We start from the raw sequence: 24,155 nt of genomic DNA on the forward strand, positions 1-24,155 counted from the left end.
CGGGAGGGGCTGCCGGTGACGCCGCACGCTGCCCCCGCCGTCCGGCTCGCGGCACTCGTGGCCGACGCCGACGGCGTCCGCGTGCTCGACGGCGTGGACCTCACGGTGCCCCGCGGCACGGTGCACGCCGTCCTCGCCCCGGGCGGCACGGAGGGGTGCACGCTGCTGCGCGTCCTGGCCGGCGAACTGGCCCCGGTGACCGGCCGGGCCCAGGTGCTCGGCCGGGACGTCGGGAGCGCGGACGGTGGACGCGGCGCGCGGATCGCGCTCACCGGGCGGCCGCTGGTCCTGGACGAGCGGCGCAGCGGCGCGGAGCACCTGCGGCTGCGCGCCGAGCTGCTGGGGTTCTCCCGGCCGGGCGCCCACCGGCGGGCGCAGCAGCTGCTCCTGGCCCTGGGACTCGACGACCTCGGCACCGAGCCGGTGCGGCGGTACGACGCGGCCGCGCGCCGCTGCCTCGACCTCGCCCTGGGCCTGGTGCTGCGCCCCGACCTGCTGCTGGCCGGTGAGCCGACGCTCGGCCTGCCGGTCCCCGTCCGCGACCAGGTCACCGAGCTGTTCGGAGCGCTGGCCCGGGCGGGCACCGCGGTGCTGACCGCGACCCGCTGCCCCGCCGAGGCCGGACGCGGAGCCGACCGGGTCACCGTGCTGGCCGGCGGGCGCGTCGTCCCCGAGACCGTCCCCCGCCGCTGCTCCCCCGTCGCTCAGCCGCGGTGACGCACGGCCCAGAGCAGCGACCGCAGCGACTGCGCCGCGCGGGCGCGGGTGCTCCACGCCGAGCGGCCCTCGGTGCGCCGGTCGCGCGCCACGGGCACGCTGGTCACCGGGAGACCGGAGGCACCGACGGCGAGCACGATGCTGGGGGCGTCCCGGGCCAGCACGGCGGCGCGGGCGCGCGGACCCAGCGCGAGGAACGCACCGGCGTCGGGCGGCAGCCCGGTCAGCCGCGCGGCCAGCCTGCGGTGCAGCGCACCGGTGAGCCGCCGCGGCAGCGACTCGTAGCGGCCGCGCCGCCCGGCGAAGACGGCCTCCACGCCACCTGCGGCCCACCGCGCGAGCAGCAGGGGCACCGCCTCCGGCGGGTCCTGCAGGTCGGCGTCCAGGCAGATCCAGACGTCGGCGTCCGGCTCGGCGGCGAGCCCGTGGGCCAGCGCCGCGTGCTGGCCCACGTTCACCGTCAGCACGGTGACCCCGATCCGCGGATCGGCGGAGGCCAGCTCCTGCGCGACGCGCACGCTGTCGTCCGGCGAGTCGTCCACGACCAGCCGCAGCCGCCACTCCCAGCCGTCCAGCGCCGCGGCGAGCCGGGCGGCGAGGGGGCGCAGGGTGGCCTCGTTGCCGTAGACGGGGCTGACCACCGCCACCCGGCGGCCTCCGCCGGAGGTCACCCGGCCGCCCAGGTCCGCGCCAGCCCCTCGGCGAGGTCCACGCTGGCCCGCCAGCCCAGCAGCCGCTCGGCGGCCCGCGGATCGCTGACCCAGTCGTCGCTGTCCCAGGCGCGGCCGGGGTGCGCGCCGGGGACGACGGCGATCGGCCGCCCGGTGACCCGCTCCGCGACGGCGACGAGCTCCTCGGTGGTGGTCTGGACGCCGGTGCCGATGTTGAGCACCTGGCCGCCCGGCAGGGAGTCGTCGAGGGCCGCCCGGACGCAGGCGTCCACGACGTCGCCGACCCAGACCCAGTCCCGGCGGCTCACCCGGGCCGGCGTCGCGACGGGAGTGCCCGTGCGGGCGGCGGCCAGGACGACGGGCACCAGCCGGGTCGGGTGGTCGCCCGGGCCGTACACCTGGAAGGCGCGCAGGACCGCCGAGCGCACCCCGCGCTCGGCCGCCGCCGCCTGCAGCAGCAGGGAGCCGGCCGCCTTGGTCGCGCCGAAGAACCCGCGCGGCCGCAGGGGTGCGTCCTCGGCGAGCGGACCTGCGCCGGCGGCGTACTCGGTGGAGGAGCCCAGCCGGACGACGGCGCGGCACCGGTCCGGGAGGGCGTCGACCAGCCAGGGGCTGGTGTTCACCGCGACGGTGGCCGCCCGCTCCGCCGGGGTGGCCTTTCCCCGCCCGGCGGCCAGGGAGAACACCACGTCGGGATCGGCCGCACGCACGGCGGCGGCCGCTGCGGTCGCGTCGGTCAGGTCGACCTGCGCGCGGGTCACCGCCACGACGTCCCAGCCGTCGGCGGCCAGCCGGGCCACCAGGTGCCGGCCCACGAAGCCACCGGCGCCGGTGACCAGCGCCCGCAGGGGTGCGCCGGTCATCCCGCCGAGCCGACCGGCACCGCGCCGGTCACCGCCGCGACGAACTCGGTGCGCCGGGCGGCCGTCTCGGCCGGGGTCGCCCGGCGCAGCCCGGCCAGGACGGCGAGCAGCCGCGGCACCTCGACGAAGGGGTCCCGGCCGGCCATGTCGGCGGTGAAGGACCGCCGGAGGAAGGTGAAGTCGGCACCCAGCCGGACGAGCTCGGCGGCCAGGAGCAGCGCCGGAACCGGCCGCCCGCCCTCCGGCAGGGTCAGCCCGCCGACGCCGAACGGCTGGCGCGCCACCGCCCGGACGGCGTCCACCGTGCCGTCGACCAGCGGCGTGAACAGCTGGTCGGACCCCCGGTCGATGCGCAGGTCGTTGAGCCCGACGTAGATCCGCGACAGCGGCCGGCGGGCGAGGTCGGCCGCGGCGGCGACCCCGTCGTCGGTCTCGACCAGGATCCCCAGCCCGCACCGCCCGGAGACGAGGTCGAGCGTGCGGTCGACCTCCGCGCAGGTGCGCACCATCGGCAGGAGCAGCTCGTCGGCCCCGGCCGCCAGCGCGTCCTCGACCTCGCCGGCCGTCCACGGGCCGAACGCGTTGAGCCGGCACAGCAGCCGGCCGTCGGTCGCCGCCCGCATCCGCGCCAGGTCCTCGACGGTGTCGGCGTTGATCTGGGTGCCCTCACCGGCCTGCCGGCGGTGCTTTCCGCGGCGTTCCCAGTCGACGACGATGCCGGCGGCGCCGGCCGCGACGACGTCCCGCCCCCAGGCCGGGTCCACCGTGAAGAGGAGCAGATCCACGGGCGTGAGCTTAGGCACACCTAAGTGGATTGTCGTCGGTGGGGCACCCGGCGCGTCAGCGGCAGCCGGGAACCGCCGGGTCGAGGTCCTCCTCCACCGGCATCGCGGCGCCCTCGGCCACCGGTCCGGCCGGGAAGGGCAGCGCCTCGCCGACGACCCGGACGGTGACCGCGTCGCCGCGGGCCGGCAGCTGCCGGTTGCCGGTCCGGGCGCCCACCGTCGCGCCCGAGGGCAGCTCCAGCCAGACGCGGGCGTCGTGGCCGTAGAAGTCGACGGCCCGGACCGATGCCGGCGTGCCGGGCGAGCCGGCCGGCGCGAGGTGCAGTTGCTCCGGCCGCAGCAGGACCTGCGCGGGACCGTCCGGGCACGGGTGCCGGAGGACGACGTCGCCGAGCTCGCACCGTGCCTGCCCGGCGCGCACGTCGGCGGGCAGCACGACCGCGTCGCCCACGAAGGCGGCCACGTCGAGGTCGCTGGGGTCGTCGTAGAGCGTCCGGGGATCGGCCCGCTGCACCAGGCGGCCGCCGCGCAGGACGGCGACCTGGTCGGCCATCGAGAGGGCCTCGGCCTGGTCGTGGGTGACCAGCACCGCGGTGGCCCCGGTGACCGCCAGCGCCTCCCCGACCGCGTGGCGGGTCTCCTCCCGCAGCGAGGCGTCGAGGGAGGAGAACGGCTCGTCGAGCAGCACCAGCGACGGCTCGGGAGCGAGCGCGCGGGCCAGCGCGACCCGCTGCTGCTGGCCGCCGGAGAGCTGGTGCGGCGACCGGCCGGCCAGGTCGGGGTCGAGCCCGACCAGGTCGAGCATCTCCCCGATGCGCCGGTGGTCGCGGCGCTGCCGCCGGGGCAGCCCGAACGCGACGTTGGCGCCGACCGTCAGGTGGGGGAACAGCGCCCCCTCCTGGGGCACGAAGCCGATCCCCCGCCGGGCCGCGGGCACGCTCCGGCCCGCGCCGGCCACCACCCGGCCGCCCAGCTCCACGGTGCCGACGTCGGGGTCGTCGAACCCGGCGACGATCCGGAGCAGCGTGGTCTTCCCGCAGCCCGAGGGGCCCAGCAGCGCGGTGGTGCTGCCCTCGGGCACGTGCAGGTCCACCCCGGTGAGGACGGTGGTGGCGCCGTAGGACTTGCACAGGTCCCGCACGGTCAGGGAGCTCATGAGGGAACACCTCGCTGGGGGTCGCGGGAGAGCAGCACGGTGGCCGGCGCCGCCAGCAGGATCATGACCACGGCGTACGGGGCGGCGGCGCCGTACTCGAGGGCGCTGCTGGCCGACCAGAAGGCCGTGGCCAGCGTCCTCGTGCCGGTGGGGGCCAGCAGCAGGGTGGCGGTCAGCTCGGTGACGACGGCCAGGAACACCAGGGCCGCGCCGGAGCCGAGGCCCGGCGCCAGCAGCGGCAGCGTCACCCGCCGCAGCCGGTCGGCGCCGGTGGACCCGAGGGAGGCCGCGACGTCGTCGAACAGCCGGGGGCTCTGCTCGACGACCGCGCGCACCGGGACGACCGCCCGCGGGAGGAACAGGACGGCGTAGGCGGCCAGCAGGACCGGCACCGTCTGGTAGATCGCCGGGGTCAGCCGGATGCTCGCGGTGACCAGGGCGAGGGCCACGACGATTCCCGGCACCGCGCTGCCCAGGTAGACGCTGCGCTCGAGGAGCGTGGCCGCGCGGCTCGGGGCCCGCACGGCCAGCCAGCCGACGGGCACGGCCATCGCGGTGACGACCAGCGCGGCACCCGCGGCGAGGAACAGCGTCGTGCCGGTGGTCGTGGTGAGGGTCGCCCAGTCCAGGCCCGCGGAGGTGCCCCGGACCATCCAGACCGTCACGCTGCCGAGCGGGAGGACGACGGCGAGCGCGACGAGCGCACCGAGCCCGGCCAGCGCCGGCGCGGTCATCGGCCCCAGCCGCTGCGGGCGCACCGCGCGGGCCACCCCCGACCCGACGCGCGCGTAGCCGCGCCGGCCGCGCAGCCGCAGCTCGGCCAGGAGCAGCAGCAGGCACAGCAGCAGCAGGACCCCGGCCAGCATGGTGGCGCCCGGGCCGTTGAACGTCGCGCGGTACTGGTCGTAGATGGCGGTGGTGAAGGTGGGGTACCGCAGCATCTGCAGCGCGCCGAACTCGGCGAGCACGTGCAGCGCCACGAGCAGCCCGCCGCCGAGCAGCGCCACGCGCAGCTGCGGCAGCTGCACCCGGCGGAACACCGCCCAGCCGGAGAGCCCCAGGCCGCGGGCGGTCTCCTCGAGCGCGGGGTCCAGCCCGCGGAAGGCGGCCACCACGGGCAGGTAGACGAACGGGAAGTAGGACAGCGTCACCACCAGCAGCGCCCCGCCGTACCCGTCGACGCCGGGCAGCACCGAGACCCAGCCGAAGCTGTTGACGAAGGCCGGCACCGCCAGCGGCGCCACGAGCAGCACGTGCCACAGCCGCCGGCCGGGCACCGAGGAGCGTTCCAGCAGCCAGGCCGCGGCCACCCCGAGGACACCGCACAGGACGACCGTCCCGCCGACCAGGCGCACGGTGTTCCAGAGCAGCTCGGCGACCCGGGGCCGCAGCACCAGCTCGGTCACCCCCGCCCAGCCGAGGTCGACGGTCGCGACGGCGACGTATCCCAGCGGCAGGAGCGACAGCAGGGCGACGAGCACCGCCAGCAGGGTCAGGACCGGCGACCGGCGCAGCCCGCGTCCGCCCCGGGGTGCCCGCCGCCGGGGCACCGCGGAGCCGGCGAGCGGCGGGGCAGTGGTCAGAGCAGGCCGACTTCCTGCATCAGCTCGGTGACCCGGCGCTGGTCGAGGGCGCCGGGGTCGAGGGGTGGCGCCTGCAACTGGTCGAGCGGCGGCAGCGCCTCGGCCGAGGCGATCCCGGTGCCGACGGCGTACTCGAGGGCGCTGCTCTCGGCGAGCTTGCGCTGCGCCTCCGGACCGGTCAGGTACTCGACCAGCCGCTGGGCCTCCTCCGGCTGGTCGGTGGAGGCGAGGACACCGGCGCCGGACACGCTGACGAAGGCGCCCGGGTCCTCGTTGCCGAAGAAGTGCAGCCGGGCGTCGTCCCCCTGCAGGGCGTTCTCGGCCTGGTCGCGGTACCAGTAGTAGTGGTACATGACCCCGGCGTCGATCTCGCCCTCGTCGGCGGCGCGCATGACCGCGGTGTTGCTCTGGTAGATCTCGGCGTTGCGCTCCAGCCCCTCCAGCCAGGCCCGGGTGGCCTCCTCCCCGCGGAGGGCGAGGACGGCGCTGACGATGGCCTGGAAGTCCGGGCCGCCGGCGGCGATGCCGATGCGGCCCTCCCACTCCGGCTCGGCCAGCTCGAGGATCGAGGCGGGGAGATCGGCCTCGGCCAGCTGCTCGGGGTTGTAGACGAGCACGGTGGACCGGGCGGCGAACCCGGTCCAGGCGCCCGAGGACGGCCGGTACGGATCGGCGACCTGGTCGAGCGTCGACTGCTCCAGCGGGGCCAGGAGCCCCTCGTCGTCGAGGATGTCGATCGACGGGCTGTTCTCCGTGAGGAAGACATCGGCGGGGGACGCCTCGCCCTCCTGGATGATCTGGTTGGCCAGCTCCGCGTCGTTGCCGTCCCGGAACTCCAGCGCGATCCCGGTCTCCTCGGTGAAGTCCTCGAGCATCGTCCGGATCAGGCTCTCGTGCTGCGCGCTGTAGACGGTGAGGGTCGGTCCCTCCGCCGCCGACGAGTTGCCGCAGCCGGCGAGCGCCGCTCCGGCGAGGAGTGAGGACAGGACGGCGGCGGTCGTCCGCCCGAGCGTGGTAGCGCGCACACAGCGAAGGATAGGGAAGGCACGCCTTATCGGCGTCGACGGGCCGTCGTGGAGGCGCCGGCGCCCCGGCACGATCGCGGCGTGGGCGAGAATCGGCGTCCGTGACCACCGCACTGCCGCCCATCGCCACCGCCCGGTTCGCCGACCTCACGCCGTTCGAGGTCTACGCGCTGTGCCGGCTGCGGGTCGACGTCTTCGTCGTCGAGCAGGAGTGCCCCTACCCCGAGCTCGACGGCCGGGACATCGAGCCCACCACGCTGCACCTCTGGCAGGAGATCGACGGCGAGGTGGCCGCCACCATCCGGGTGCTCGACGACGGCGCCACGCGGGCGATCGGCCGGGTGGCCACCGCGCGGGCGCACCGTGGCAAGGGGCTGGCCGCGCGGCTGATCGAGGAGGGCATCGCGGTGTGCGCCGGGTACCCGATCACGCTGGGCGCGCAGGCGCACCTCGAGGGCTGGTACGAGCGCTTCGGCTTCCGCCGCAGCGGTCCGGGCTACGACGAGGACGGCATCCCGCACGTGCCGATGCGCCGCGAGCCCGCCTGACCGGTCACTCGGCGATCCGCCGCAGCTCCGGCTGCACGCCGTCGGCCTTGTGCACGTTGCTCGACCACACCGGCTCCGGATGGGTGTCGGCGCCGGCCGCGACGTCCTCCGCGGTGCGCAGCTTCGCGACCTTGTGCACCAGCACCCCGAAGCCGATCTTGGCGATGACGTCGGCGACCGAGTAGGCGACCTGCATGACGGTGAACCAGGCGGCGGTGACCTCGGCGAACACCGGCACGGCGTAGGCCAGCGGATAGATGCCGAAGCTGCTGAGCAGCACGATCGTGGCGTTGCGCAGGCTCGCGGCCGCCTCGGGACCCATCGTGGGCAGCGACGCGCGCACCGCGCCGATCAGCGCGACGTACAGGTAGGCGAAGAACGCCGTGCTGATCAGTCCCCAGACGACCAGCGCGACCGCATCGCGGCCGGAGTCGGCGACCTGCGCGCCCATGTAGCCGGTGACGATCATCAGGAACGCCGCCGCCATCACGCCGGCCCGCACCCGCCGGGCCCGGGCACCGGCCAGCGAGCAGACCGCGAGCAGCTCGACGGTCAGCAGCGGCACGGTCACCGACCAGTCGATGAACCGGGTGCCCTCCAGCGTGCGGGCCTCCTCGGTGGCCACGTAGACGCCGTCGGAGAGCCGGTAGCCGCTGTCCCAGTCGCTGTAGAGCAGCGCGTAGGCGACCGTCGCCACCGCGGCCAGGCACAGCGCCGCGTACGCCGAGGGGCGGTAGCGCGCGGACACCTCGTTGCGGCTGGTGATCGAGTACAGCAGGTAGGCCAGGAGCGCGAACCCGGCACCCAGCAGGGCGAACTCGACGACGTCATGCAGGCCGAGCGGAAGGGTCTGCAGCTCGGGCACGGGACGGTCGGACATGCCCCCGCGTGTCCCCGCTGCGCCCTCCGCTCAACCGCCGGAGCAGGATCGCGCCCGTGGAGCCCGCCGACCTGCTGCGCACCGCCGCCGACCGGCTGGAGGCGCTCGCCGCCCGCACCACCGCCGGCGACTGGCGGGCCGGCGGGCTGCTGGCCAGCCGGCCGGAGATCGTGGCGCACCGGGCCGACGGCGGCACCGAGCACGTCGCCGAGGCCCGCGCCGGCACGGCGGCCTGGCTCGTCGCCCTCTCCCCCGCCGTCGCCGCGCCGCTGGCCGCGGCCCTGCGCGCCGCCGCCCCCGTCACCGCGGACGGCGATCCGCTGGCCGACCTCGCGCGGGTGCTGCTCGAGCGGCTGCCCTGAGTGCTCCGGGACCTCCGACCCTGGGCGGGCGGCCGCGGCGGCTAGACCCTCTAGCCATGGCTACGGCATCGAGCCCGGCGGGCACCCGGATCGCCCGCCGGCGCGCCGCGGTCGTGGAGGAGGCGCTCGACCACGCCGAGGCCCTGATCGGCGAGCACGGCGCCGCTGCCCTGAGCGTCTCCGAGGTGGCCCGCCGCATGGGCATCCGCGGCCCCTCGCTCTACAAGTACTTCCCCTCCCGGGCGGCGGTCTACGACGCGCTGTTCGCCCGGGGGCTGGCCGGTCAGCAGCAGGCGGTCCGCGCCGCGGTCGAGGATGCCGCCCCGGGGCTGCCGCGGCTGCGGGCCGGGGGCCGGGCCGTGGTGGCCTGGGCGGTCGGGCATCCCGCCCTGGCCCAGCTGCTGTTCTGGCGGCCGGTCCCGGGGTTCGAGCCGTCCCCCGGCACCTTCGCCCCCAGCCGGGCGGAGCTGGCCGCCGTGCGCGCGGAGCTCGCGGCGGCGGTCCGCCTCGGCCAGCTGCGGGCATCGGCCGACAGCGACGACGCCGTCCGCCTCCTGACCGTCGTCCTCGCCGGCCTGATCTCCCAGCAGCTGGCCAACCAGCCCGGCGTCCCCCACGCCGAAGGCGTCTTCTCCCGGCTCGTCGAGCCGGCGCTCGACATGTTCGTCGCCGCCCACGCCCCCTGAGGAGTCGCCATGCAGACCCTGGACCGTGACGAGGTCAGCACCACGGTCGCCGCTCCGCCGGACCGGGTGTACGCGCTCGTCGCCGACGTGACGCGCATGCCCGAGCTGAGCCCCGACCTCGTCCGCTGCTCGTGGATCGGCGGTGCCACGGGTCCGGCGGTGGGCGCGCGGTTCGAGGCGGTCAACACGACGCCGGCCGGCCGCCGGTGGCGCAACCGCCCGGTCGTCACCGTCGCCGAGCCCGGCCGCGAGTTCGCCTTCGCCCGCACCGAGCCCTTCGCGGGCACCGTGGCGTGGCGCTACCGGCTCGAGCCCGTCGAGGGAGGGACCCGCGTGGTCGAGAGCTACGAGGTCGAGCGGCCGATCACGCGGATCGGCTGGTTCGTCATCGAGCGGGTGTTCCGCGCCGGCGACCGCCGGACGGCGCTGCGCTCGTCGATGACCGCGACGCTCGAACGCCTGCGGGCGGCGGCGGAGGGCTGACCGCGCTCAGACCGCCGTCAGGTCCGCCGCACCGAACGCGGCGTCGAACCGGTCGCACCAGATCACCACGCTGGTGTAGCCGGTGGCGTCCACACCCGGGGGGACGACGTAGTTCTGGTCGCCGATGTTGCCCTTGAGCGCCCCGAGGTCGACGTACTCGTCGTCGAACGCCGCCTCCTCGCCGTTGGCGCCGTTCTGCGACAGGTACACGTACAGCGCCGGGCCGTTGGAGGTCTCGAAGCCCTCGAGCCGCACGATCACCTGCCCGTCGGGCAGCTGCACCACCCGCGCGGTGCCCACCGTCTCGTGCTCGCGGGAGACGAAGGTGCCGGTGGCCAGGTCGACCGGCTCGGCCGGGGGTGCCGGGGACGCCGTCGGGTCCTCACCGCCGGTCTCGATCCCGCCGCCGCTGTCGCCGGCACTCCCGCCGTCCTCCACCGACGCCGACGGCAGCGCCTCCGACACCGTCTGGTCGTAGAAGAGCTTCTGGGGCTGGAACCAGATCAGCACGAAGGCGCCCAGCGCCGCCAGCACGACCGCCGCCACCACGATCCACGTCCGCTTCCGTACCGCCATGGCCGCGCACCATAGGGGCCCTCCCCATGATCGGGAACCTCCGCGAGCGCCGTCCGGCAGCCTGTGGACAACCGGGTGCGGCGTAGCGCCCCGACCGCCCGGGTAGGGCCCCGCCGTGGCAGACCAGGAGGGCCTCGGCGGCTTCGCCGGACGGCTCGGCGCGACCGTGGAGAGCACCGACGACGGCGGGGCGCGGATCGCCTTCGAGGTGGGTGACGAGCACCTCAACCCGGCCGGCACGCTGCACGGCGGGGTGGTCGCCACCCTCGTCGACAGCGCGATGGGCCAGGCGGTGCGCACCGTGACCGGCGCGGACGACGTCCCGGCGACCAGCCAGCTCACCGTCACCTACCTGCGTCCCGGGAAGCCCGGTCCGCTGCAGGTCACCGCCGCGGTGCGCACCCGCGGCGAGCACCTCACCGTGTGCGAGGCCGACGTCGAGCAGGACGGCCGGGCACTGGCGCACGCCGTCGCCACGTTCGCGCTGCTGCACCGCTGAGCGCGGTCACTCCCCCGCCAGCGCCACCAGCCCCGCCGGGCCTGCCTCGCGGGCGGCCCGCTCGCCGCGCGCCCGGTCGGCGGGGCTGCCGCCGGCGGCCAGCCGCTCGGCCACGCCTCGCTGGGTCGGCAGGTTCATCGCGTCCAGCCGCACGTCCAGCCGCGCCGCCCGGGTGAGGACCGCGGTGGCGACCGTGGCCGCGGCCCCGGGGCGGCCGAGGTCGGCGAGCGCGGCGGCGGCCACGACCAGGCAGCCGAGCACCCCGCTGACGTCGTCCTCGGCCAGGTGCCGGCCGGCGGCCCGCAGCGCCAGTGCGCGCGCCTGCGCCGGCTCCCCGGCGGCGAGGGCGAAGCCGGCCAGCAGCCGCTCGGCCATCCCGGCCGCCCAGACGTGGCCCGCCGCCTCGGCGGTGGCCACCGCCTCGAGCAGCAGCGCCCGCCCCTCCTCGGCGCGGCCCTGGGCCGCGGCCGCCGCCCCCGCGACCAGCTGCGCGGTGGCCTCCAGCGGGCCGAGCCCCGCCGCCCGGGCCCGCGGCAGGTTCTCCCGGGCGGTGGCCTCCGCGACGGCCGGGTCGCCGGCGATCAGCGCTCCCATCGCGCGGTAGTGCGGCACCAGGACGGCGGTCACCGCGAGGTCCGGATCGCCGGGGTCGGCGCCGGCCAGCAGCCGCTCGGCCTCGGCGAAGTCGGCGAGCGCGGCCGCGACGTCGCCGCCGAGGGCGTGCAGCGCGCCGGTCGCCGTCCGGGCGCGGGCCCGCAGGGCCGCGGGGGCGTCCGGTGCCGCGGCGAGCGCGGCGTCCAGCCAGCGACGGCCCTCCACCGCGGCTCCACGGCGGTACCACCACCAGTCCAGCCGGGTCGCGGTGCGCAGCGCCTCGACCGGCTCCTCGGCGAGGTCGGTGGCCAGCGCCGCGCGCAGGTTGGGCAGCTCCTCGGCCATCCGGCGGGTGGCGGCGGCCGCGCCCGGGCCCCACATCGCGATTTCCACCTCGGCGGCGACCGACCGCAGCCAGCGGGCCTGGGCCCGGCGGCTGCGGCCGGGGTCGGGGTCGAGCTGGCGGCAGCGGGCGCGCACGGTCTCCAGCAGGCCGAACCGGGTCGGGGTCCGCGCGGTGTCGGCGGCCACCACCGAGCGGCTGACCAGCGTGGCCAGCCGCGGCAGCACCCCCTCCCCGGCGACGGCCTCCGCGGCGTCCACGGTCAGCCCGCCGTCGAACGGCCACAGCCGCAGCAGCAGGTCCCGCTCGTCGGGGGCCAGCAGCGCCAGGCTCCAGTCGATCGCCGCGGCGAGGGTGGCGTGCGGGCTCACCCCGCCGCGGCCGATCCGGGCGTCGAAGGTCAGCGCGTCGTGCAGGTGGCCGGCGAGGTCGTCGAGCGAGAGCAGCCGGCTGCGCGCGGCGACCAGCTCCAGCGCCAGCGGCAGGCCGTCCAGCGCGGTGGCGATCCGCCGGAGCGTCGCCGCGTCGGCGGGGCCGGGCGCCCAGCCGGGGCGGACGGCGGCGATCCGGTCGGCCAGGAGGGCCACCGCGTCCTCCGCCAGCGGCGCGAGCGGCAGCACCACCTCGCCGTCCACCCCCAGCGGCTCGCGGCTGGTGGCCAGCACCGTCGTCCCGGGCGCCCCGTCCAGGACGGCGGCCACCAGGTCGGCGACCTCGTCGAGCAGGTGCTCGCAGTTGTCGAGGACGAGCAGGCCCGGCCGCCGTGCCAGCGCCGCGACGACGTCGTCCGGGCCGGCGACGCCCAGCGCCTGCGCGACCTGGAGCCCGACGAACCCGGGCCCGGACACCTCGGCCAGCCGCACCAGGTCGGCGGCCCCGGGATCGCCGCGGTCGGCGAGCAGCTCGACCACCAGTCGGGTCTTGCCGACCCCGCCCGGCCCGGTGACGGTCACCAGCGGCGCCGCGGCCAGGGCGGCGCGCAGCCGGGCGAGGTCGGCGTCGCGCCCGACGAAGCGGGTGGCCGGCCGGCGCGGCCGCGCGGACGGCGCCGGGTGCGGGGACGGCGCCGGCCGCGGGACGTCGAGCAGCAGCCGCGGGTCCTGCGCGAGGACGGCGGCCTCCAGGCGCTGCAGCTCCTCCCCCGGCGGGATGCCCAGCTCCCGGTCGAGCAGCGCCCGCACCCGGCGCAGGGTGGCCAGGGCGTCGGCCTGCCGGCCGGTCCGGTACAGCGCGAGCACCAGCAGCTCCCAGCCGCGCTCCCGGAACGGGGCGACCTCGGTGCGCGCGACCAGCTCGGGCACCGCGCCGGCGGCGTCGCCCAGCGCCAGGCGGGCGGCCAGCCGCGCCTCGACGGCGGTCTCGCGCAGCTCGGCCAGCCGCGCCCGCTCCGCCGCGAGGTCGTCCTCGCCGACGTCGGCGTAGGGGGTGCCGCGCCACAGGGCGAGCGCGGCGTCGAGCTCGGCCAGCGCGGCCCGCGGCCCGGCCGCCGCGGCGGCGGCGGCGATCCGGGAGGCGGCGACGTCGGCGTCGACCGTGCCCGGCGGGAGGGCCAGCGCGTAGCCGTCGCCGGCGCGGCGCAGCAGCGTGCGGCCGGCGTCGCCGAGCGCCGTCCGGAGCCGGGAGACGTGCGACTGCAGCGTCGCCGCGGCACCGCCCGGCACGCCGTCCGGCCAGAGCGCGCCGGCCAGCCGGTCGTCGGGCACCGGCGCCCCGCGGGCGGCGACGAGGACGGCCAGCAGCCGGCGGGGCGCGGGGCCGCGCAGCTCCTGCACCCGCCCGCCCCGCCGGACCTCGGTGGGTCCGAGCACGCCGATCCAGAGGTCCCCGCTCATGGCGGGAGGGAGCGTAGGGCCGATCGCCGTCCAGCGGCGGTCAAGGTCCGGTCAAGCGCCGCCGCCAGTCTCGGTTCCAGCGCGGCGAGCGGCCGCGGACCACCGAGAGGAGCTCTCCATGACCACCACCCCCGCCACCGACGAGCGCCCGCACGTGCACGACATGGTGGTCGCCCACCGCGTGTTCCGGCACGAGCTGGGCATGCTGCCCGCGCTCGTGGGCGGCACCGCCGAGGGCGACCGGGCCCGCGCCGGCGTGCTGGCCGACCACTATCGGTTCGTCACCGACGTGCTGCACCACCACCACTCGTTCGAGGACGAGCACTTCTGGCCGGTGCTGCTGCAGCGCTGCCCGATGGACGCCGCGCTGATCGAGCGGATGGAGGAGCAGCACGAGCGGGTCGCAGCGCTGCTGGCCGAGCTGCCCCCGCTGTGGGCGGCCTGGACCGGGGACGCCGGCGCCGCCGACCGCGACCGGCTCGCCGCCCGGCTGGCCGCGCTGTCGGCCGCGCTCGAGGAGCACCTGCACGACGAGGAGGTGCACCTGCTGCCGATCATGGAGCAGCACCTGAGCGTCGCCGAGTGGAACGCCTTCGGCGACTCCGCGGCCAAGGCGATGGACAAGAAGAAGGGGCTCTACTGGCTCGGCGTCGGCTTCGACCTGTGCGACGACGCGGAGCGGGAGCGGCTGTGGCACAAGATCCCGGGCTGGGCGCGGGTGCTGTGGCGGCTGGCCGGCGAGCGCGTCTACCGCCGGCAGCTCGCCCGGGTGCGCGGCACCGCCTGACCGCGCCGCCGTCCCTGGCCCGGGAGCCCCGCGGAGGGGGACGATCGGGCCATGACCACTGCGACCTGGAACGGCACCGTCATCGCCGAGTCCGACGACATCGTCACCGTCGAGGGCAACGCCTACTTCCCGCGCGAGGCGGTGCGCGAGGACGTGCTGCGCCCCTCGGCCACCCACACCACCTGCCCGTGGAAGGGCGAGGCGTCGTACTTCTCGCTCGAGGTGGACGGGCAGACCAATACCGACGCCGCCTGGTACTACCCGCAGCCCAAGGACGCGGCGAAGGAGATCACCGGGCGGGTGGCGTTCTGGAAGGGCGTCGAGGTCCGCTGAGAGTCCGGGCATAGGAGGCTTTACGCACGTTCCGGGGCCGAGAACGTGCGTAAAGCCTCCTGTGCCTGAGGTCGTCTCGCGCTACCGGCGCGGGCGGGCGCCCGCGAGGTCCCGCGCCGCCGCGGCGGCGTCGGGGTCCATGCCCTCGGTGCGCTCGTGCCGCTCGATCAGCCGGTGGTAGGCCGTCCACGCCTCCTCGGGCGCGGTGTCGAGGGCGGCGGCGATCTGCTCCCAGCTCGCGCCGCCGCGCAGCGCGGCCCGGAAGCCGACCAGCTGGCTGTCGCGCGCCTTGCGGGCGATCACCTCGCCGAGCGCCAGCAGCTCCAGCGACTCGGGGACGTCGAGGGAGGTCTCGGCGTCCTTGAACGACGCCCAGGAGTCCGGGTCGTCGTCGGCGACGGTGTTCAGGGTGGTGGCCCCGTTGTCCCGCCGGCTGAGGAAGTCCAGGCGGGTGGCGGCGGTCGTCAGCGAGAACTCCCGCTCGAGTGCCTCGGGTGTGATGCTCATGGGTCTCATCCATCCCCGGCCGGCTCGGCGGGTCAAACGCGGTGCGACGCAGATCTCCCGACGCGCGGAGGCCCCGCACCCGATGGGGTGCGGGGCCTCCGGAGCGTGGGGGTCAGCTGTCGACGCCCACGGCCTCCTTGGCGACGGCGGCCAGCGCGGTCTGCGCGGCGCTGATCACGCTCGACCGGTTCTTGTGCGTCTCCTCGTAGCGGATGATCACGTTGATGTCGCGCGGCGAGCGCAGCGCCTTGGCGGCCTTGGCGGCGTCCGAGGTGCCGAGCGAGTCGTAGCCCTTGATCGGCAGCTCGTCGGCGGAGACGTCACCGAGCTCCTCCCGCGCGGCCTGGGCGGCGTCGGCGGCGTCCCGGTTGCCCTCGCGACGGGCGATCCGCTCCGCCCGGCGCAGCGCGGCGCTGCGGCCGACGGTCAGCGTCTCGCGGACGGCGTCGGTGAACTGGCCGGCCTTGCCGGCCACCTCACCGAGCTTCTCGCCGGCCTCCTCGCGCCGCTGCTGGGCGGTGTCGAGCACCTCGTTCACCCGGTTGGCCACGAACCGGTACGGCGCGTTGGCGGCGCGGGCGGCGGTGCCGGCGACGCGCTGGAAGGGGGTGGCCACCAGCGCGGCCGGGCCACCGAGGGCCTCCTCGGCCAGGACGACGGTCAGCCACTCGACGGTCGCCTCGTGCGCGGTGATCAGGCGCTCGGCGAGGTGCTGCACCCGCGGCAGCTCGGCCTTCTGGGCGAGCACCTTGAGGTAGGTGGCGCGGTCGAGCAGCTGGTGCTCGAGCTGCAGGTCCTGCAGGAGGGCCTCCTCGAGCGGCTCGGCCTGCTCGAAGGTGGCCTTGAGGACGGCCGACAGCCGGCCGATCGCGGGGGTCACGACGTCGGGGACCCCGCCGAGCGCGCGCAGCTGCTCGGTGATCAGGCGGGTCCGCTCCGCGGCGTGGTCGGCGTTCTGCGTGAGCTCCCGGCGGACGGCGTCGGTCCGCGCCTGGGCCACCCGGGTGCGCGCGACCTGCTCCTCGGTCTGGGTGAGGAGGACGAGGGCGCGCAGCTGGTTGATGATCTTGGCGTTGTCGGTCATGACGGTGGGAACTCCAGAGATCGGGGATGACCGGACGTCTGGAGAGATGCCCACCGGGGGCCGACCGCTAACTCCTGCAAGCGGATTGCTAGCAGTGAACCCCGTCACGACATGTCGACATGCCGACGTGTCCCCCGGGCGGCCGGGCCTCGTCGCGCGGGCCGCCCGGGGTGCGCCGCTCAGGCGGTCGGCACCGGGGTGGCCGGGGGCACGGGGGGCTTGCGGCGCGTCTCCAGCCGGAGCACCGGCTGGGTGAGCTGGAGCAGCGCTGCTCCGCAGGAGACGCAGTAGGTGCCACGCTGGTCGGCGGTGCCGCAGGTGTCGCAGTGCACGGGGTACTCCTCTCGACGAGTCCGGCGCGGACTCGGGCCAGGAGAACCTGCCACCCCCGAGCGGCCGTCCCGAGCGCCCTGGGACGGGTGGGACGAGACGTCAGCGAACCGTCATCTGCAGCCGGTCGAGGAACGGCAGTTGGCCCCTGACCAGCGCGACCCGCGCCGCGTCCAGCCCGAACCAGGCGGCCCGGTCGATCTCTGGGAACTCCTGCATGCGCCCGGACCGGGGCGGCCACTCCAGCGAGAAGGTGTTGCTGCGGACGGCGTCCGCGTCGAGGTCCCCCTCGGCCGCCCAGACGGCGAGCACCTTGCCCGAGGCCCGCACCTCGCCCAGCGGCACGAGCTCCGCCGCGGGCACCGGGGAGCCGGTCTCCTCCTCGAACTCGCGGCGCGCGGCTGCCAGCGGGTCGTCGTCCGCGCCGTGCTCGCCCTTGGGGATCGACCACGCCCCGGCGTCCTTGCGCGCCCAGAACGGCCCGCCCATGTGGCCGAGCAGCACCTCGCGGCCGGCCGGTCCGGCGCGGTGGAGCAGGATCCCGGCGCTGCGTCGAGGCACCCGCCCAGCCTGTCAGAGCAGCAGGCCCGGGTGCCGACCCCTCAGCGGGCGGCGCCAGCCTGGCCGCTCCCCCACCGCGACCGCACCCGGCGGATCGCCGTCGCCTGCGGGCGGCAGCCCGTGCAGGGGCGCTCCGCACCCTGCCACCCCTCGCCCTGCCGACCACACTGCTGGCACGCCATGACCGACCTCCTCGTCCGTGGAACGGGGCGGGACGGTCGCACGCGGGGCGTGCGCGCCGGAAGCAGCGGCGCGACCGATCGACCAGTTGTCCCCCGGACGTAGCGGGACGTTCACGCGCGGGGGCGTCAGTTCTCGCAGCCGATGCCGTCGCCGTCCCGGTCCAGCTTGGTCGAGTAGCCGGGGTCGCCGCGGTGGATCGGCGCCGCCGGGGCCGGGGGTGCTCGGCACCGCCCCACCTGCCTCACGGGCCCCGGCGTCCCGCGCGCGGATCGGCAGCCCGGCGCGTCCGGGGAACCACCGTGGACGACCCGCCGGCAACGATCGGCACCGTCCGTCACACCCGTCCCAGACGCTCGCGTGGGGTGACCGGACCGGTCCGTCCGGACCGGTAGACAGGCAGCCATGAGCACCACTCCGGACGGCCGGGCGCGCGCGCACGCTCCCGACACGACGGCCCGCGCGGCCGTGGCGATCCAGGCGACGAGCACCCCGGTGCTCAGCTACGCCCTGGCGCACAACCGGGTGCCGGTGGTCTCCCGCCTGGCCTTCACCAACCACGGGGGCGCGGTCCGCGCCGCGACCGTGCGGCTGGGCGTGCGCGACGCCGAGGGCCGCATCGGCAGCGCGGTGGAGGTGCTCGTCGACCTCGACGCCGGGCAGACGACGGTGCTCAGCGACGTCGGCCTGGTCATGGACCCCGCGGCCATGCTGCAGATCGAGGAGCAGCGGCCCGGCTCGATCGAGATCGACCTGCTCGTCGACGGCGAGGACGTCGGCGGCACCGCCGTCCCCGTGCAGGTGCTCGCGGCCAGCCAGTGGCTGGCCGCTCCCGTGCCGCTGGCGCTGGAGATGCTCGCCGCGCACGTGCAGCCCAACCACCCCGCCGTCGGCGTGCTGGTCGACGAGGCGAGCGCGCTGCTGGCCGAGCGCACCGGCGACCCGTCGGTGCAGGGCTACCAGTCCGGGCCCGAGCGGGCCGACGAGATCGTCGGGTCGCTGGTCGAGGCGATGCGCCGCCGCGGCATCCGCTACAGCGAGCCGCCGGCCAGCTGGGCCGACGTCGGGCAGAAGGTGCGCACCCCCGGCGACGTGCTCGACGGCCGGGTCGGCACCTGCCTGGACACCGTCGTCACCCTCGCCGCCGCCCTGGAGCAGGCCGGCATCCGCCCGCTGCTGTGGATCGCCGACGGGCACGCCTTCCTCGGCTACTGGCGCGAGGAACGCAGCGCCGAGAGCGCGGCCACCACCGACGTCGCGCCGCTGGTCAACCTGGTCGACCTCGGGCTGGTCCGGCTGGTGGAGACGACGCTGCTCACCAGCCGCGCCGACGGCGCCGCCCCGGCCGACCTGCACCGCGCCGCCTACGCCGCCTGGCTGACCGGCGACCTCGACCGGGTGCTGGGCGTGACCGACGTGCACCGCGCCCGCCGCGACGGCATCGTGCCGCTGCCGGCCCGCACCCGCGGCGCGGACGGCACCGTGCAGGTCGTCGAGTACCGCCCAGCGGTGCACAGCGTGGCCGCCCGCCCGGTCGAGCGGACGCCGGCTCCTCCGGTGCCCGGCCGGCCCGAGGCGCCGGCGCGGGTGCAGCAGTGGAAGAACAGCCTGCTCGACCTCTCGCTGCGCAACCGGCTGATCAACTACACCGAGCGGGCCGGCCTGCCGCTCACCGTGCCGGACGAGCACCTGGCCACGCTGGAGAACTTCGTCTCCGACGGCACGCCGATCACCCTGCTGCCGGCCGACCGGCTGCCCGCCGTGGCCCGCGAGCGCGGCATCGGCACCGCCCGCGACCTGCCGGCCGACCAGCTCGCCGAGGCCCTCGTCGAGCGCCGCGCCGTGCACGCCGACGTCAGCGAGGGCGGCTACCTCTCCCGGCTGCGCGGGCTGGCCTACAAGGCCAAGACCGTGCGCGAGGAGACCGGCGCCAACAACCTCTACCTGGCGCTGGGGTCGCTGGTCTGGGAGCTGAACGGCCGGCCGCTGCGCTCGCCGCTGGTGCTCGTGCCCGTCGTCCTCACCCCGGCCTCGCGCAACGGCGTCTACCGGCTGGCGCTCGACGAGAGCGGCACCTCCACGCCCAACCACTGCCTGCTGGAGAAGCTGCGCCAGCTGCACGGCCTCACCGTGCCCGGCCTGGCCGACCCCGCCGAGGACGGCTCCGGCATCGACCTGGACCGCGCGCTGACCGCCATGCGCCAGGCGCTGGCCGACTCGGGCCTACCCCACCGGGTGGAGCCGACCGCCGACCTCGCGGTCCTGCAGTTCGCGAAGTACCGGCTGTGGAAGGACCTCGACGAGCACTGGGCCGACTTCGCGGCCAACCCGCTGGTGCACCACCTGGTGCACCAGCCGACCGAGGCCTTCGCCGACCCGGCGCCCGACACCGCCGCCCGCGCCGACCTCGACGAGCTGGCCGCGGCCTGCCCGGTGCCCGCCGACGGCTCCCAGCTGCGCGCGATCGCCGAGGCCGCGGCCGGGCGCACGTTCGTGCTGGAGGGCCCGCCCGGCACCGGCAAGTCCCAGACGATCACCAACCTGCTGACCCGCGCGGTCGCCGACGGCAAGCGGGTGCTGTTCGTCGCCGAGAAGCGGGCCGCGCTCGACGTCGTCGCCCGCCGGCTGGACGCCGTGGGCATGGGGCCCTTCGCACTGGACCTGCACGACAAGGGCAGCAAGGCCGCCGTCGTCCGGGCGCAGGTCAAGGAGGCGCTGGAGCACGCCGTCGCCGTCGACGAGCAGGGCCTGGCCGCCGACGGCGAGGATCTCCGCTCGGCCCGCCGCACGCTGGCCCGCTACGCCGACCGGCTGCACGCCGAGAACGCCGCCGGGCTGTCGTTCTACTCGGCGCGGACGGCGGTGCTCGCCGCCGGCGACGCCGTCGAGCCGATGCCGCTGCCGGCGCCGTTCGTCGCCGCCGCGGAGCCGGAGGCGATGACCGCCGTCCGCCGCGCGCTGGCGCTGCTGCCCGACATCGCCGACCTCGCCCGCCCCACGCCGCGGCACGCGTGGGCGTTCGTCGACTCCCCCGCCGTCGACCTGCTGGCCGCGCAGCAGACCGCCGCCGCCGTCGACGCCGCGATCCGCGAGCTGCCGGCCGAGGAGCAGCTGCAGCGGGCGCTGCGCGAGGTGCGCACGCCCGAGGACCTCGACGGGCTGGCCCACCTGCTGGGCGGCCCGGAGGTGCACCTGGACGTCCTCGACGAGGTGCCGACCGGCCGCTGGCGGACGGCGACCACGACGGTGCTGCGCGAGGTGGCCGAGTTCGCCGCGGCCGTGCACCCGGGCCTGGAGGTGGCCACCCCGCAGGCGCTGGAGCTGCCCCTGGCGGACATGTACGTGGCCGCCCAGACCGCCCAGGCCGCCCGCTGGTGGGCCCGCCGGCGGGGGCTGCGCGCGGTGCGCGACCAGCTGGCGCCGGTGCTGCGGCCGGACGTGACCGTGAAGCTCAAGGACGTCCCGGAGCTCACCGCCTCGCTGTGGCGGCTGCAGACCGCGGCGCACACGCTGGCCGCGCGTGCCTCGGTGATCCCGGGGCTGGCGGTGCCGGCCGGGTGGAATCCCCTGCTGGACCCGGCGCTGCTCGAGGGCCAGGTGGAGTGGCTGCGCCGGGCCGGCGCCGTCGTCGACAGCTCCTCGGACTTCGCCGTCTCGCTGCGGCGCTACGTCGTCGCCGGGCCCGGCCCCGACGCCGCCGCGGCCGCGGCGGTGCGCCGGCTGGCCGACGCCGTCCGCGGGCTGCTGGAGGTGTGCGGCTGCACGGCGGCGCGGCTGGCCGCCTGGGCCGGCGACGACGGCCTGCTGTTCCGCTGGGCGATGACCCGCCCCGAGCGCGGCGTCGAGCACACCGGGCTGATGTCGCTGCGCCGGTGGCTGACGTTCCTCGACACGCTGGAGCCGCTGCGCGCCGCCGGGCTGACCGAGGCGCGCACCGCCCTGGTCCGGGGTGAGCTGCCCGCCGACGACGCGCTGCGCGCCTTCGAGTACGGCATTGCGCTGGCCTCGGTGGCCGAGCGGCGGGACGCCGCCGGCCTGGACGGGTTCGACCAGGGGGTGCACGAGAAGGCGATCGCCCGGTTCACCGCGGCCTCGCGCGCGGTGCGCCGGCACCTGACCGCGGCGCTGCCGGCGTCGGTGCTGGCCGCCCGGCCGTTCGACGCGGCCAGCGGCAACGGCCAGGTCGGCGCGCTGCAGCGGGAGCTGGCCAAGCAGCGGCGCGGGCTGGGCGTGCGCGGGCTGCTGGCGCAGTACGGCGAGCTGGTCACCTCGGTCATGCCGTGCGTGCTGGTCAGCCCCGACTCGGTGGCGCGGTTCTTCCCGGCCGAGGCCGGCCTGTTCGACCTGGTCGTGTTCGACGAGGCCTCGCAGATCCGGGTGGCCGACGCCGTGGGCGCGCTGGGCCGGGCGAAGGCGGCGGTCGTGGTCGGGGACAGCCGGCAGATGCCGCCGACGTCGTTCGCCGAGGTCTCCACCGGCTCCGCGGACGACGACGCCGGTGAGCTGCTGGGCACCGCGGTCGAGGACGAGGAGTCGATCCTCAGCGAGTGCGTGCAGGCCCGGGTGCCGCGGCAGTGGCTGTCGTGGCACTACCGCAGCCAGGACGAGTCGCTGATCGCCTTCAGCAACGCGAACTACTACGAGAACCGGCTGTCGTCGTTCCCGGCGCCCACGCACGGGCAGGCCTCGGCCGAGCCCGACGGCCGCGGCATCTCGCTGGTGCGCGTCAACGGCACGTTCCACCGGTCGGGCGCCGGCCGGCTGCTGCGGACCAACCCGATGGAGGCCAAGGCCGTGGTGGCGGAGATCCGCCGCCGGTTCGACGCCTCGCCGGACGCGCTGCCCTCGATCGGCGTGGTCACGTCCAACGCCCAGCAGCGCTCCTACATCGAGGCGCTGCTGCGCGACGCCGGCGACGAGCGGCTCGTCGAGGCGCTGGACCGCACCGACGGCGAGGGCCTGTTCGTCAAGAACCTGGAGAACGTGCAGGGCGACGAGCGGGACGTCGTGTTCTTCTCGACGGCGTTCAGCGTCAACGACCGCGGGTTCCTGCCGCTGAACTTCGGCCCGCTCAACCGGGTCGGCGGGGAACGGCGGCTCAACGTCGCGGTCACCCGCGCCCGGCGCCAGGTGGTCGTGTTCTCGTCGTTCGACCCGTCGCAGCTGCGCGCTGAGCAGACGTCGTCGGTGGGCGTGAAGCACCTGCGGGCCTACCTGGACCTCGCCGCGCTGGGCACCGACGCGCTGCCCCGCGAGGCCCGGCCGGCCGCGGTCCCCGACCGGCACCGCGAGGAGATCGCCGAGGCGCTGCGCGGCCGCGGGCTGGTGGTGCGCACCGACGTCGGGCTCTCGGAGTTCCGCATCGACCTGTCGGTGGCTCGCCCCGAGCGGCCGGACGCCCCGGTCATGGCGGTGCTGCTCGACGGCCCGGCCTGGGCCCGGCGGCGGACCGTCGGCGACCGCGACGGCCTCCCGGTCGACGTGCTGTCGGGGATGCTGCGCTGGCCGGCCGTGGAGCGGGTGTGGCTGCCGTCGTGGCTGCGCGACCGCGAGGCGGTGCTCGACGCGCTGGTCGCCGCGGTGCCGGCCGCTCCCCCGGTGCCGCCCGCGGTGCCCGTGCCCGTGCCCGTGACGCCGCCGGTCCGGCCGGTGCTGTCGGTCGTGGACGACCGGCCCGCGCCCGCCGCTGCGCCCGTCGTGCCGGCCCTGCCCGCGGCACCCGAGCCGCCGCGCGCGGTGGTGACGCCGCTGCGGTCGGTGCCGGCCGCGGTGCACGCCGTGCCCGTCGCGGTGCCCGTCGCCGAGCCCGTCGCCGAGCCCGTCGCCGTGCCCGTCGCCGAGCCGGAGCCGGCGGTCGAGCTCTCCGTCGTGCCGGAGCCGGCGCCCGAGCCGGAGCCCGAGCCGGTCGCCGTCCCCGAGCCGGCGGCCGGGCAGCCGGCCGGGAAGCCGGCCGCCCAGCCGGCGCCGAAGCCGGCCCGCCGCCCGTCCGCGCGGAAGTCGCCGGCCCAGCTCGACGACGAGCTGCCGTTCGTGCCGTGGGTGCCCCGCACCGCCGGCGAGCGCAAGGTGCTCGACCAGCTGGCCGACGCCCGGGTGGCGCGGACCGTGCGCCGGGTGCTCACGGCCGGCGTCAAGGCGGAGGGGCCGATCCACCGCGACCGGCTGACCCGCCTGGCGGCCGGCGCCTTCGGGCTGTCCCGGGTGACCGAGGCCCGCCGCGACGCGCTGCTGGCGCTGCTGCCGCAGGGCTGCGTGGTCGGCGACTTCGTGTGGTCCGAGGCGACCGACCGGTGCGCCTACTCCGGGTTCCGCCGGCAGGCCTCGAGCGCCGACCGGCCGCTGGAGCACGTCCCGCCCGAGGAGATCGGCAACGCGATGGTGGCGCTGTGCCGGGCCAGTGCCGGCATGACGCAGGACGAGCTGTTCCTGCGCACCGGCGAGGTGTTCGGCTACCGCCGCCGCACGCCGTCGCTGGCGCCGGTGCTGGAGAAGGCGCTGACGCTGGTGGTCGCCAAGCACCGGCTGGTCCGGCAGGACACCGGGTTGCTCGTCGTGCCGCCCGTAGCCGACTAGTTCCTCCGCGCGTCCTCGTGCTCTGCCCACCGGTGTGGGCAGAGCACGAGCTTCCGGGGGGCAACACCCCGGCCCCGTCTTCGTGGGGGGGGGCCCCGGGGGGGGGGGGGGCGGGGGGGGGGCCGGCCCCCCCCCCCCCCCGGCGGGGGGGGGGGGGGGGGGGGGGGGGGGCCGCGCCGTGGGGGGGCGGGGGGGGG

General features: G+C 76.9%; 23 protein-coding genes. 9 read left to right on the top strand and 14 right to left on the bottom strand.

What is annotated here, in order from left to right:
* Positions 1–15 precede the first annotated feature (15 nt).
* Positions 16–717 carry an ATP-binding cassette domain-containing protein gene (locus ACI79R_RS22635; RefSeq protein ID WP_456575940.1) on the top strand — a complete coding sequence of 234 codons (702 nt, stop codon included), beginning with the start codon at positions 16–18 and terminating at the stop codon, positions 715–717.
* Here the strand turns inward: ACI79R_RS22635 and ACI79R_RS22640 are convergent.
* The 6 genes from ACI79R_RS22640 to ACI79R_RS22665 form a co-directional block, all read right to left on the bottom strand.
* On the bottom strand, positions 705–1,388 hold the full coding sequence (locus ACI79R_RS22640; protein WP_456575941.1) for a glycosyltransferase: 684 nt from the start codon (positions 1,386–1,388) through the stop codon (positions 705–707). The genes ACI79R_RS22635 and ACI79R_RS22640 overlap by 13 nt on opposite strands.
* On the bottom strand, positions 1,385–2,251 hold the full coding sequence (locus ACI79R_RS22645) for an NAD-dependent epimerase/dehydratase family protein (protein WP_456575942.1): 867 nt from the start codon (positions 2,249–2,251) through the stop codon (positions 1,385–1,387). Before ACI79R_RS22645 ends, ACI79R_RS22640 begins: the two co-directional genes overlap by 4 nt.
* Positions 2,248–3,036: an aldolase/citrate lyase family protein gene (locus tag ACI79R_RS22650; protein WP_456575943.1), complete on the bottom strand. Its 789-nt coding sequence runs from the start codon at positions 3,034–3,036 to the stop codon at positions 2,248–2,250. Before ACI79R_RS22650 ends, ACI79R_RS22645 begins: the two co-directional genes overlap by 4 nt.
* Before the next feature lie 55 nt (positions 3,037–3,091).
* Positions 3,092–4,192, bottom strand: a complete 1,101-nt coding sequence (locus ACI79R_RS22655) for an ABC transporter ATP-binding protein (protein ID WP_456575944.1) — start codon at positions 4,190–4,192, stop codon at positions 3,092–3,094.
* Positions 4,189–5,673, bottom strand: a complete 1,485-nt coding sequence (locus tag ACI79R_RS22660) for an ABC transporter permease (RefSeq protein WP_456575945.1) — start codon at positions 5,671–5,673, stop codon at positions 4,189–4,191. The genes ACI79R_RS22655 and ACI79R_RS22660 overlap by 4 nt, the downstream gene beginning before the upstream one ends.
* Before the next feature lie 98 nt (positions 5,674–5,771).
* Positions 5,772–6,800 (bottom strand): iron ABC transporter substrate-binding protein, encoded by a 1,029-nt coding sequence (locus ACI79R_RS22665; protein ID WP_456575946.1) that lies wholly within the window; start codon positions 6,798–6,800, stop codon positions 5,772–5,774.
* Between the two features lie 101 nt (positions 6,801–6,901).
* Between ACI79R_RS22665 and ACI79R_RS22670 the strand changes: the two genes are divergently transcribed.
* A complete protein-coding gene (locus ACI79R_RS22670; RefSeq protein ID WP_456575947.1) occupies positions 6,902–7,348 on the top strand; it encodes a GNAT family N-acetyltransferase in 447 nt (148 codons plus the stop codon).
* 4 nt (positions 7,349–7,352) lie between these two features.
* On the opposite strand, the gene ACI79R_RS22675 is transcribed toward ACI79R_RS22670, so the two are convergent.
* Positions 7,353–8,228, bottom strand: coding sequence for a bacteriorhodopsin (locus ACI79R_RS22675; RefSeq protein ID WP_456575948.1), 876 nt, complete (start codon positions 8,226–8,228; stop codon positions 7,353–7,355).
* A gap of 56 nt (positions 8,229–8,284) precedes the next feature.
* On the opposite strand from ACI79R_RS22675, the gene ACI79R_RS22680 reads away from it, so the two are divergent.
* Genes ACI79R_RS22680 through ACI79R_RS22690 form a run of 3 tightly spaced genes read left to right on the top strand, consistent with a single transcriptional unit; the run spans position 8,285 to position 9,759 of the window.
* Positions 8,285–8,590: a hypothetical protein gene (locus ACI79R_RS22680; RefSeq protein WP_456575949.1), complete on the top strand. Its 306-nt coding sequence runs from the start codon at positions 8,285–8,287 to the stop codon at positions 8,588–8,590.
* A 56-nt stretch (positions 8,591–8,646) separates the two neighbouring features.
* Complete coding sequence (locus ACI79R_RS22685) at positions 8,647–9,276, top strand: TetR/AcrR family transcriptional regulator (protein WP_456575950.1); 630 nt, start codon at positions 8,647–8,649, stop codon at positions 9,274–9,276.
* 9 nt (positions 9,277–9,285) lie between these two features.
* Positions 9,286–9,759 (top strand): SRPBCC family protein, encoded by a 474-nt coding sequence (locus tag ACI79R_RS22690; protein WP_456575951.1) that lies wholly within the window; start codon positions 9,286–9,288, stop codon positions 9,757–9,759.
* 6 nt (positions 9,760–9,765) lie between these two features.
* Here the strand turns inward: ACI79R_RS22690 and ACI79R_RS22695 are convergent, their stop codons facing one another.
* The gene (locus ACI79R_RS22695; RefSeq protein ID WP_456575952.1) at positions 9,766–10,335 is read right to left on the bottom strand and encodes a DM13 domain-containing protein; all 570 of its coding nucleotides are present in this window, start codon (positions 10,333–10,335) and stop codon (positions 9,766–9,768) included.
* Positions 10,336–10,450: 115 nt separating this feature from the next.
* Here ACI79R_RS22695 and ACI79R_RS22700 point away from each other — a divergent pair, with 115 nt between their 5' ends.
* Positions 10,451–10,834, top strand: a complete 384-nt coding sequence (locus tag ACI79R_RS22700; RefSeq protein ID WP_456575953.1) for a PaaI family thioesterase — start codon at positions 10,451–10,453, stop codon at positions 10,832–10,834.
* 6 nt (positions 10,835–10,840) lie between these two features.
* Here ACI79R_RS22700 and ACI79R_RS22705 read toward each other — a convergent pair whose 3' ends face one another.
* Positions 10,841–13,603 (bottom strand): AfsR/SARP family transcriptional regulator, encoded by a 2,763-nt coding sequence (locus tag ACI79R_RS22705; RefSeq protein WP_456575954.1) that lies wholly within the window; start codon positions 13,601–13,603, stop codon positions 10,841–10,843.
* Between the two features lie 118 nt (positions 13,604–13,721).
* Between ACI79R_RS22705 and ACI79R_RS22710 the strand changes: the two genes are divergently transcribed.
* Together ACI79R_RS22710 and ACI79R_RS22715 are read left to right on the top strand one after the other, a co-directional pair.
* Positions 13,722–14,390, top strand: a complete 669-nt coding sequence (locus ACI79R_RS22710; protein WP_456575955.1) for a hemerythrin domain-containing protein — start codon at positions 13,722–13,724, stop codon at positions 14,388–14,390.
* A gap of 51 nt (positions 14,391–14,441) precedes the next feature.
* Entirely contained in the window at positions 14,442–14,723 is a 282-nt protein-coding gene (locus ACI79R_RS22715; protein WP_456575956.1) for a DUF427 domain-containing protein, read from the top strand.
* Positions 14,724–14,804: 81 nt separating this feature from the next.
* Here ACI79R_RS22715 and ACI79R_RS22720 read toward each other — a convergent pair whose 3' ends face one another.
* From ACI79R_RS22720 to ACI79R_RS22740, 5 genes are all read right to left on the bottom strand, one after another.
* Positions 14,805–15,230 carry a hypothetical protein gene (locus ACI79R_RS22720; RefSeq protein ID WP_456575957.1) on the bottom strand — a complete coding sequence of 142 codons (426 nt, stop codon included), beginning with the start codon at positions 15,228–15,230 and terminating at the stop codon, positions 14,805–14,807.
* 112 nt (positions 15,231–15,342) lie between these two features.
* Positions 15,343–16,314 (bottom strand): ferritin-like domain-containing protein, encoded by a 972-nt coding sequence (locus tag ACI79R_RS22725; protein WP_456575958.1) that lies wholly within the window; start codon positions 16,312–16,314, stop codon positions 15,343–15,345.
* Between the two features lie 179 nt (positions 16,315–16,493).
* Positions 16,494–16,646 carry a hypothetical protein gene (locus ACI79R_RS22730; protein WP_456575959.1) on the bottom strand — a complete coding sequence of 51 codons (153 nt, stop codon included), beginning with the start codon at positions 16,644–16,646 and terminating at the stop codon, positions 16,494–16,496.
* A 100-nt stretch (positions 16,647–16,746) separates the two neighbouring features.
* Positions 16,747–17,205 carry an NUDIX domain-containing protein gene (locus ACI79R_RS22735; RefSeq protein WP_456575960.1) on the bottom strand — a complete coding sequence of 153 codons (459 nt, stop codon included), beginning with the start codon at positions 17,203–17,205 and terminating at the stop codon, positions 16,747–16,749.
* A 308-nt stretch (positions 17,206–17,513) separates the two neighbouring features.
* Positions 17,514–17,633 carry an excalibur calcium-binding domain-containing protein gene (locus tag ACI79R_RS22740; protein ID WP_456575961.1) on the bottom strand — a complete coding sequence of 40 codons (120 nt, stop codon included), beginning with the start codon at positions 17,631–17,633 and terminating at the stop codon, positions 17,514–17,516.
* 157 nt (positions 17,634–17,790) lie between these two features.
* Here ACI79R_RS22740 and ACI79R_RS22745 point away from each other — a divergent pair, with 157 nt between their 5' ends.
* Positions 17,791–23,958 carry a DUF3320 domain-containing protein gene (locus ACI79R_RS22745; RefSeq protein WP_456575962.1) on the top strand — a complete coding sequence of 2,056 codons (6,168 nt, stop codon included), beginning with the start codon at positions 17,791–17,793 and terminating at the stop codon, positions 23,956–23,958.
* Positions 23,959–24,155: the final 197 nt, after the last annotated feature.

Source organism: Blastococcus sp. SYSU D00820 (assembly GCF_054050695.1).

Excerpts from the sequence above, each read along its gene's own strand:
- ACI79R_RS22685 (WP_456575950.1), top strand. The coding sequence starts at position 8,647 with ATGGCTACGGCATCGAGCCCGGCGGGCACCCGGATCGCCCGCCGGCGC.
- ACI79R_RS22720 (WP_456575957.1), bottom strand. The coding sequence starts at position 15,230 with ATGAGCATCACACCCGAGGCACTCGAGCGGGAGTTCTCGCTGACGACC.
- ACI79R_RS22645 (WP_456575942.1), bottom strand. The coding sequence starts at position 2,251 with ATGACCGGCGCACCCCTGCGGGCGCTGGTCACCGGCGCCGGTGGCTTC.
- ACI79R_RS22710 (WP_456575955.1), top strand. The coding sequence starts at position 13,722 with ATGACCACCACCCCCGCCACCGACGAGCGCCCGCACGTGCACGACATG.
- ACI79R_RS22675 (WP_456575948.1), bottom strand. The coding sequence starts at position 8,228 with ATGTCCGACCGTCCCGTGCCCGAGCTGCAGACCCTTCCGCTCGGCCTG.
- ACI79R_RS22725 (WP_456575958.1), bottom strand. The coding sequence starts at position 16,314 with ATGACCGACAACGCCAAGATCATCAACCAGCTGCGCGCCCTCGTCCTC.
- ACI79R_RS22690 (WP_456575951.1), top strand. The coding sequence starts at position 9,286 with ATGCAGACCCTGGACCGTGACGAGGTCAGCACCACGGTCGCCGCTCCG.
- ACI79R_RS22705 (WP_456575954.1), bottom strand. The coding sequence starts at position 13,603 with ATGAGCGGGGACCTCTGGATCGGCGTGCTCGGACCCACCGAGGTCCGG.
- ACI79R_RS22745 (WP_456575962.1), top strand. The coding sequence starts at position 17,791 with ATGAGCACCACTCCGGACGGCCGGGCGCGCGCGCACGCTCCCGACACG.
- ACI79R_RS22695 (WP_456575952.1), bottom strand. The coding sequence starts at position 10,335 with ATGGCGGTACGGAAGCGGACGTGGATCGTGGTGGCGGCGGTCGTGCTG.
- ACI79R_RS22715 (WP_456575956.1), top strand. The coding sequence starts at position 14,442 with ATGACCACTGCGACCTGGAACGGCACCGTCATCGCCGAGTCCGACGAC.
- ACI79R_RS22655 (WP_456575944.1), bottom strand. The coding sequence starts at position 4,192 with ATGAGCTCCCTGACCGTGCGGGACCTGTGCAAGTCCTACGGCGCCACC.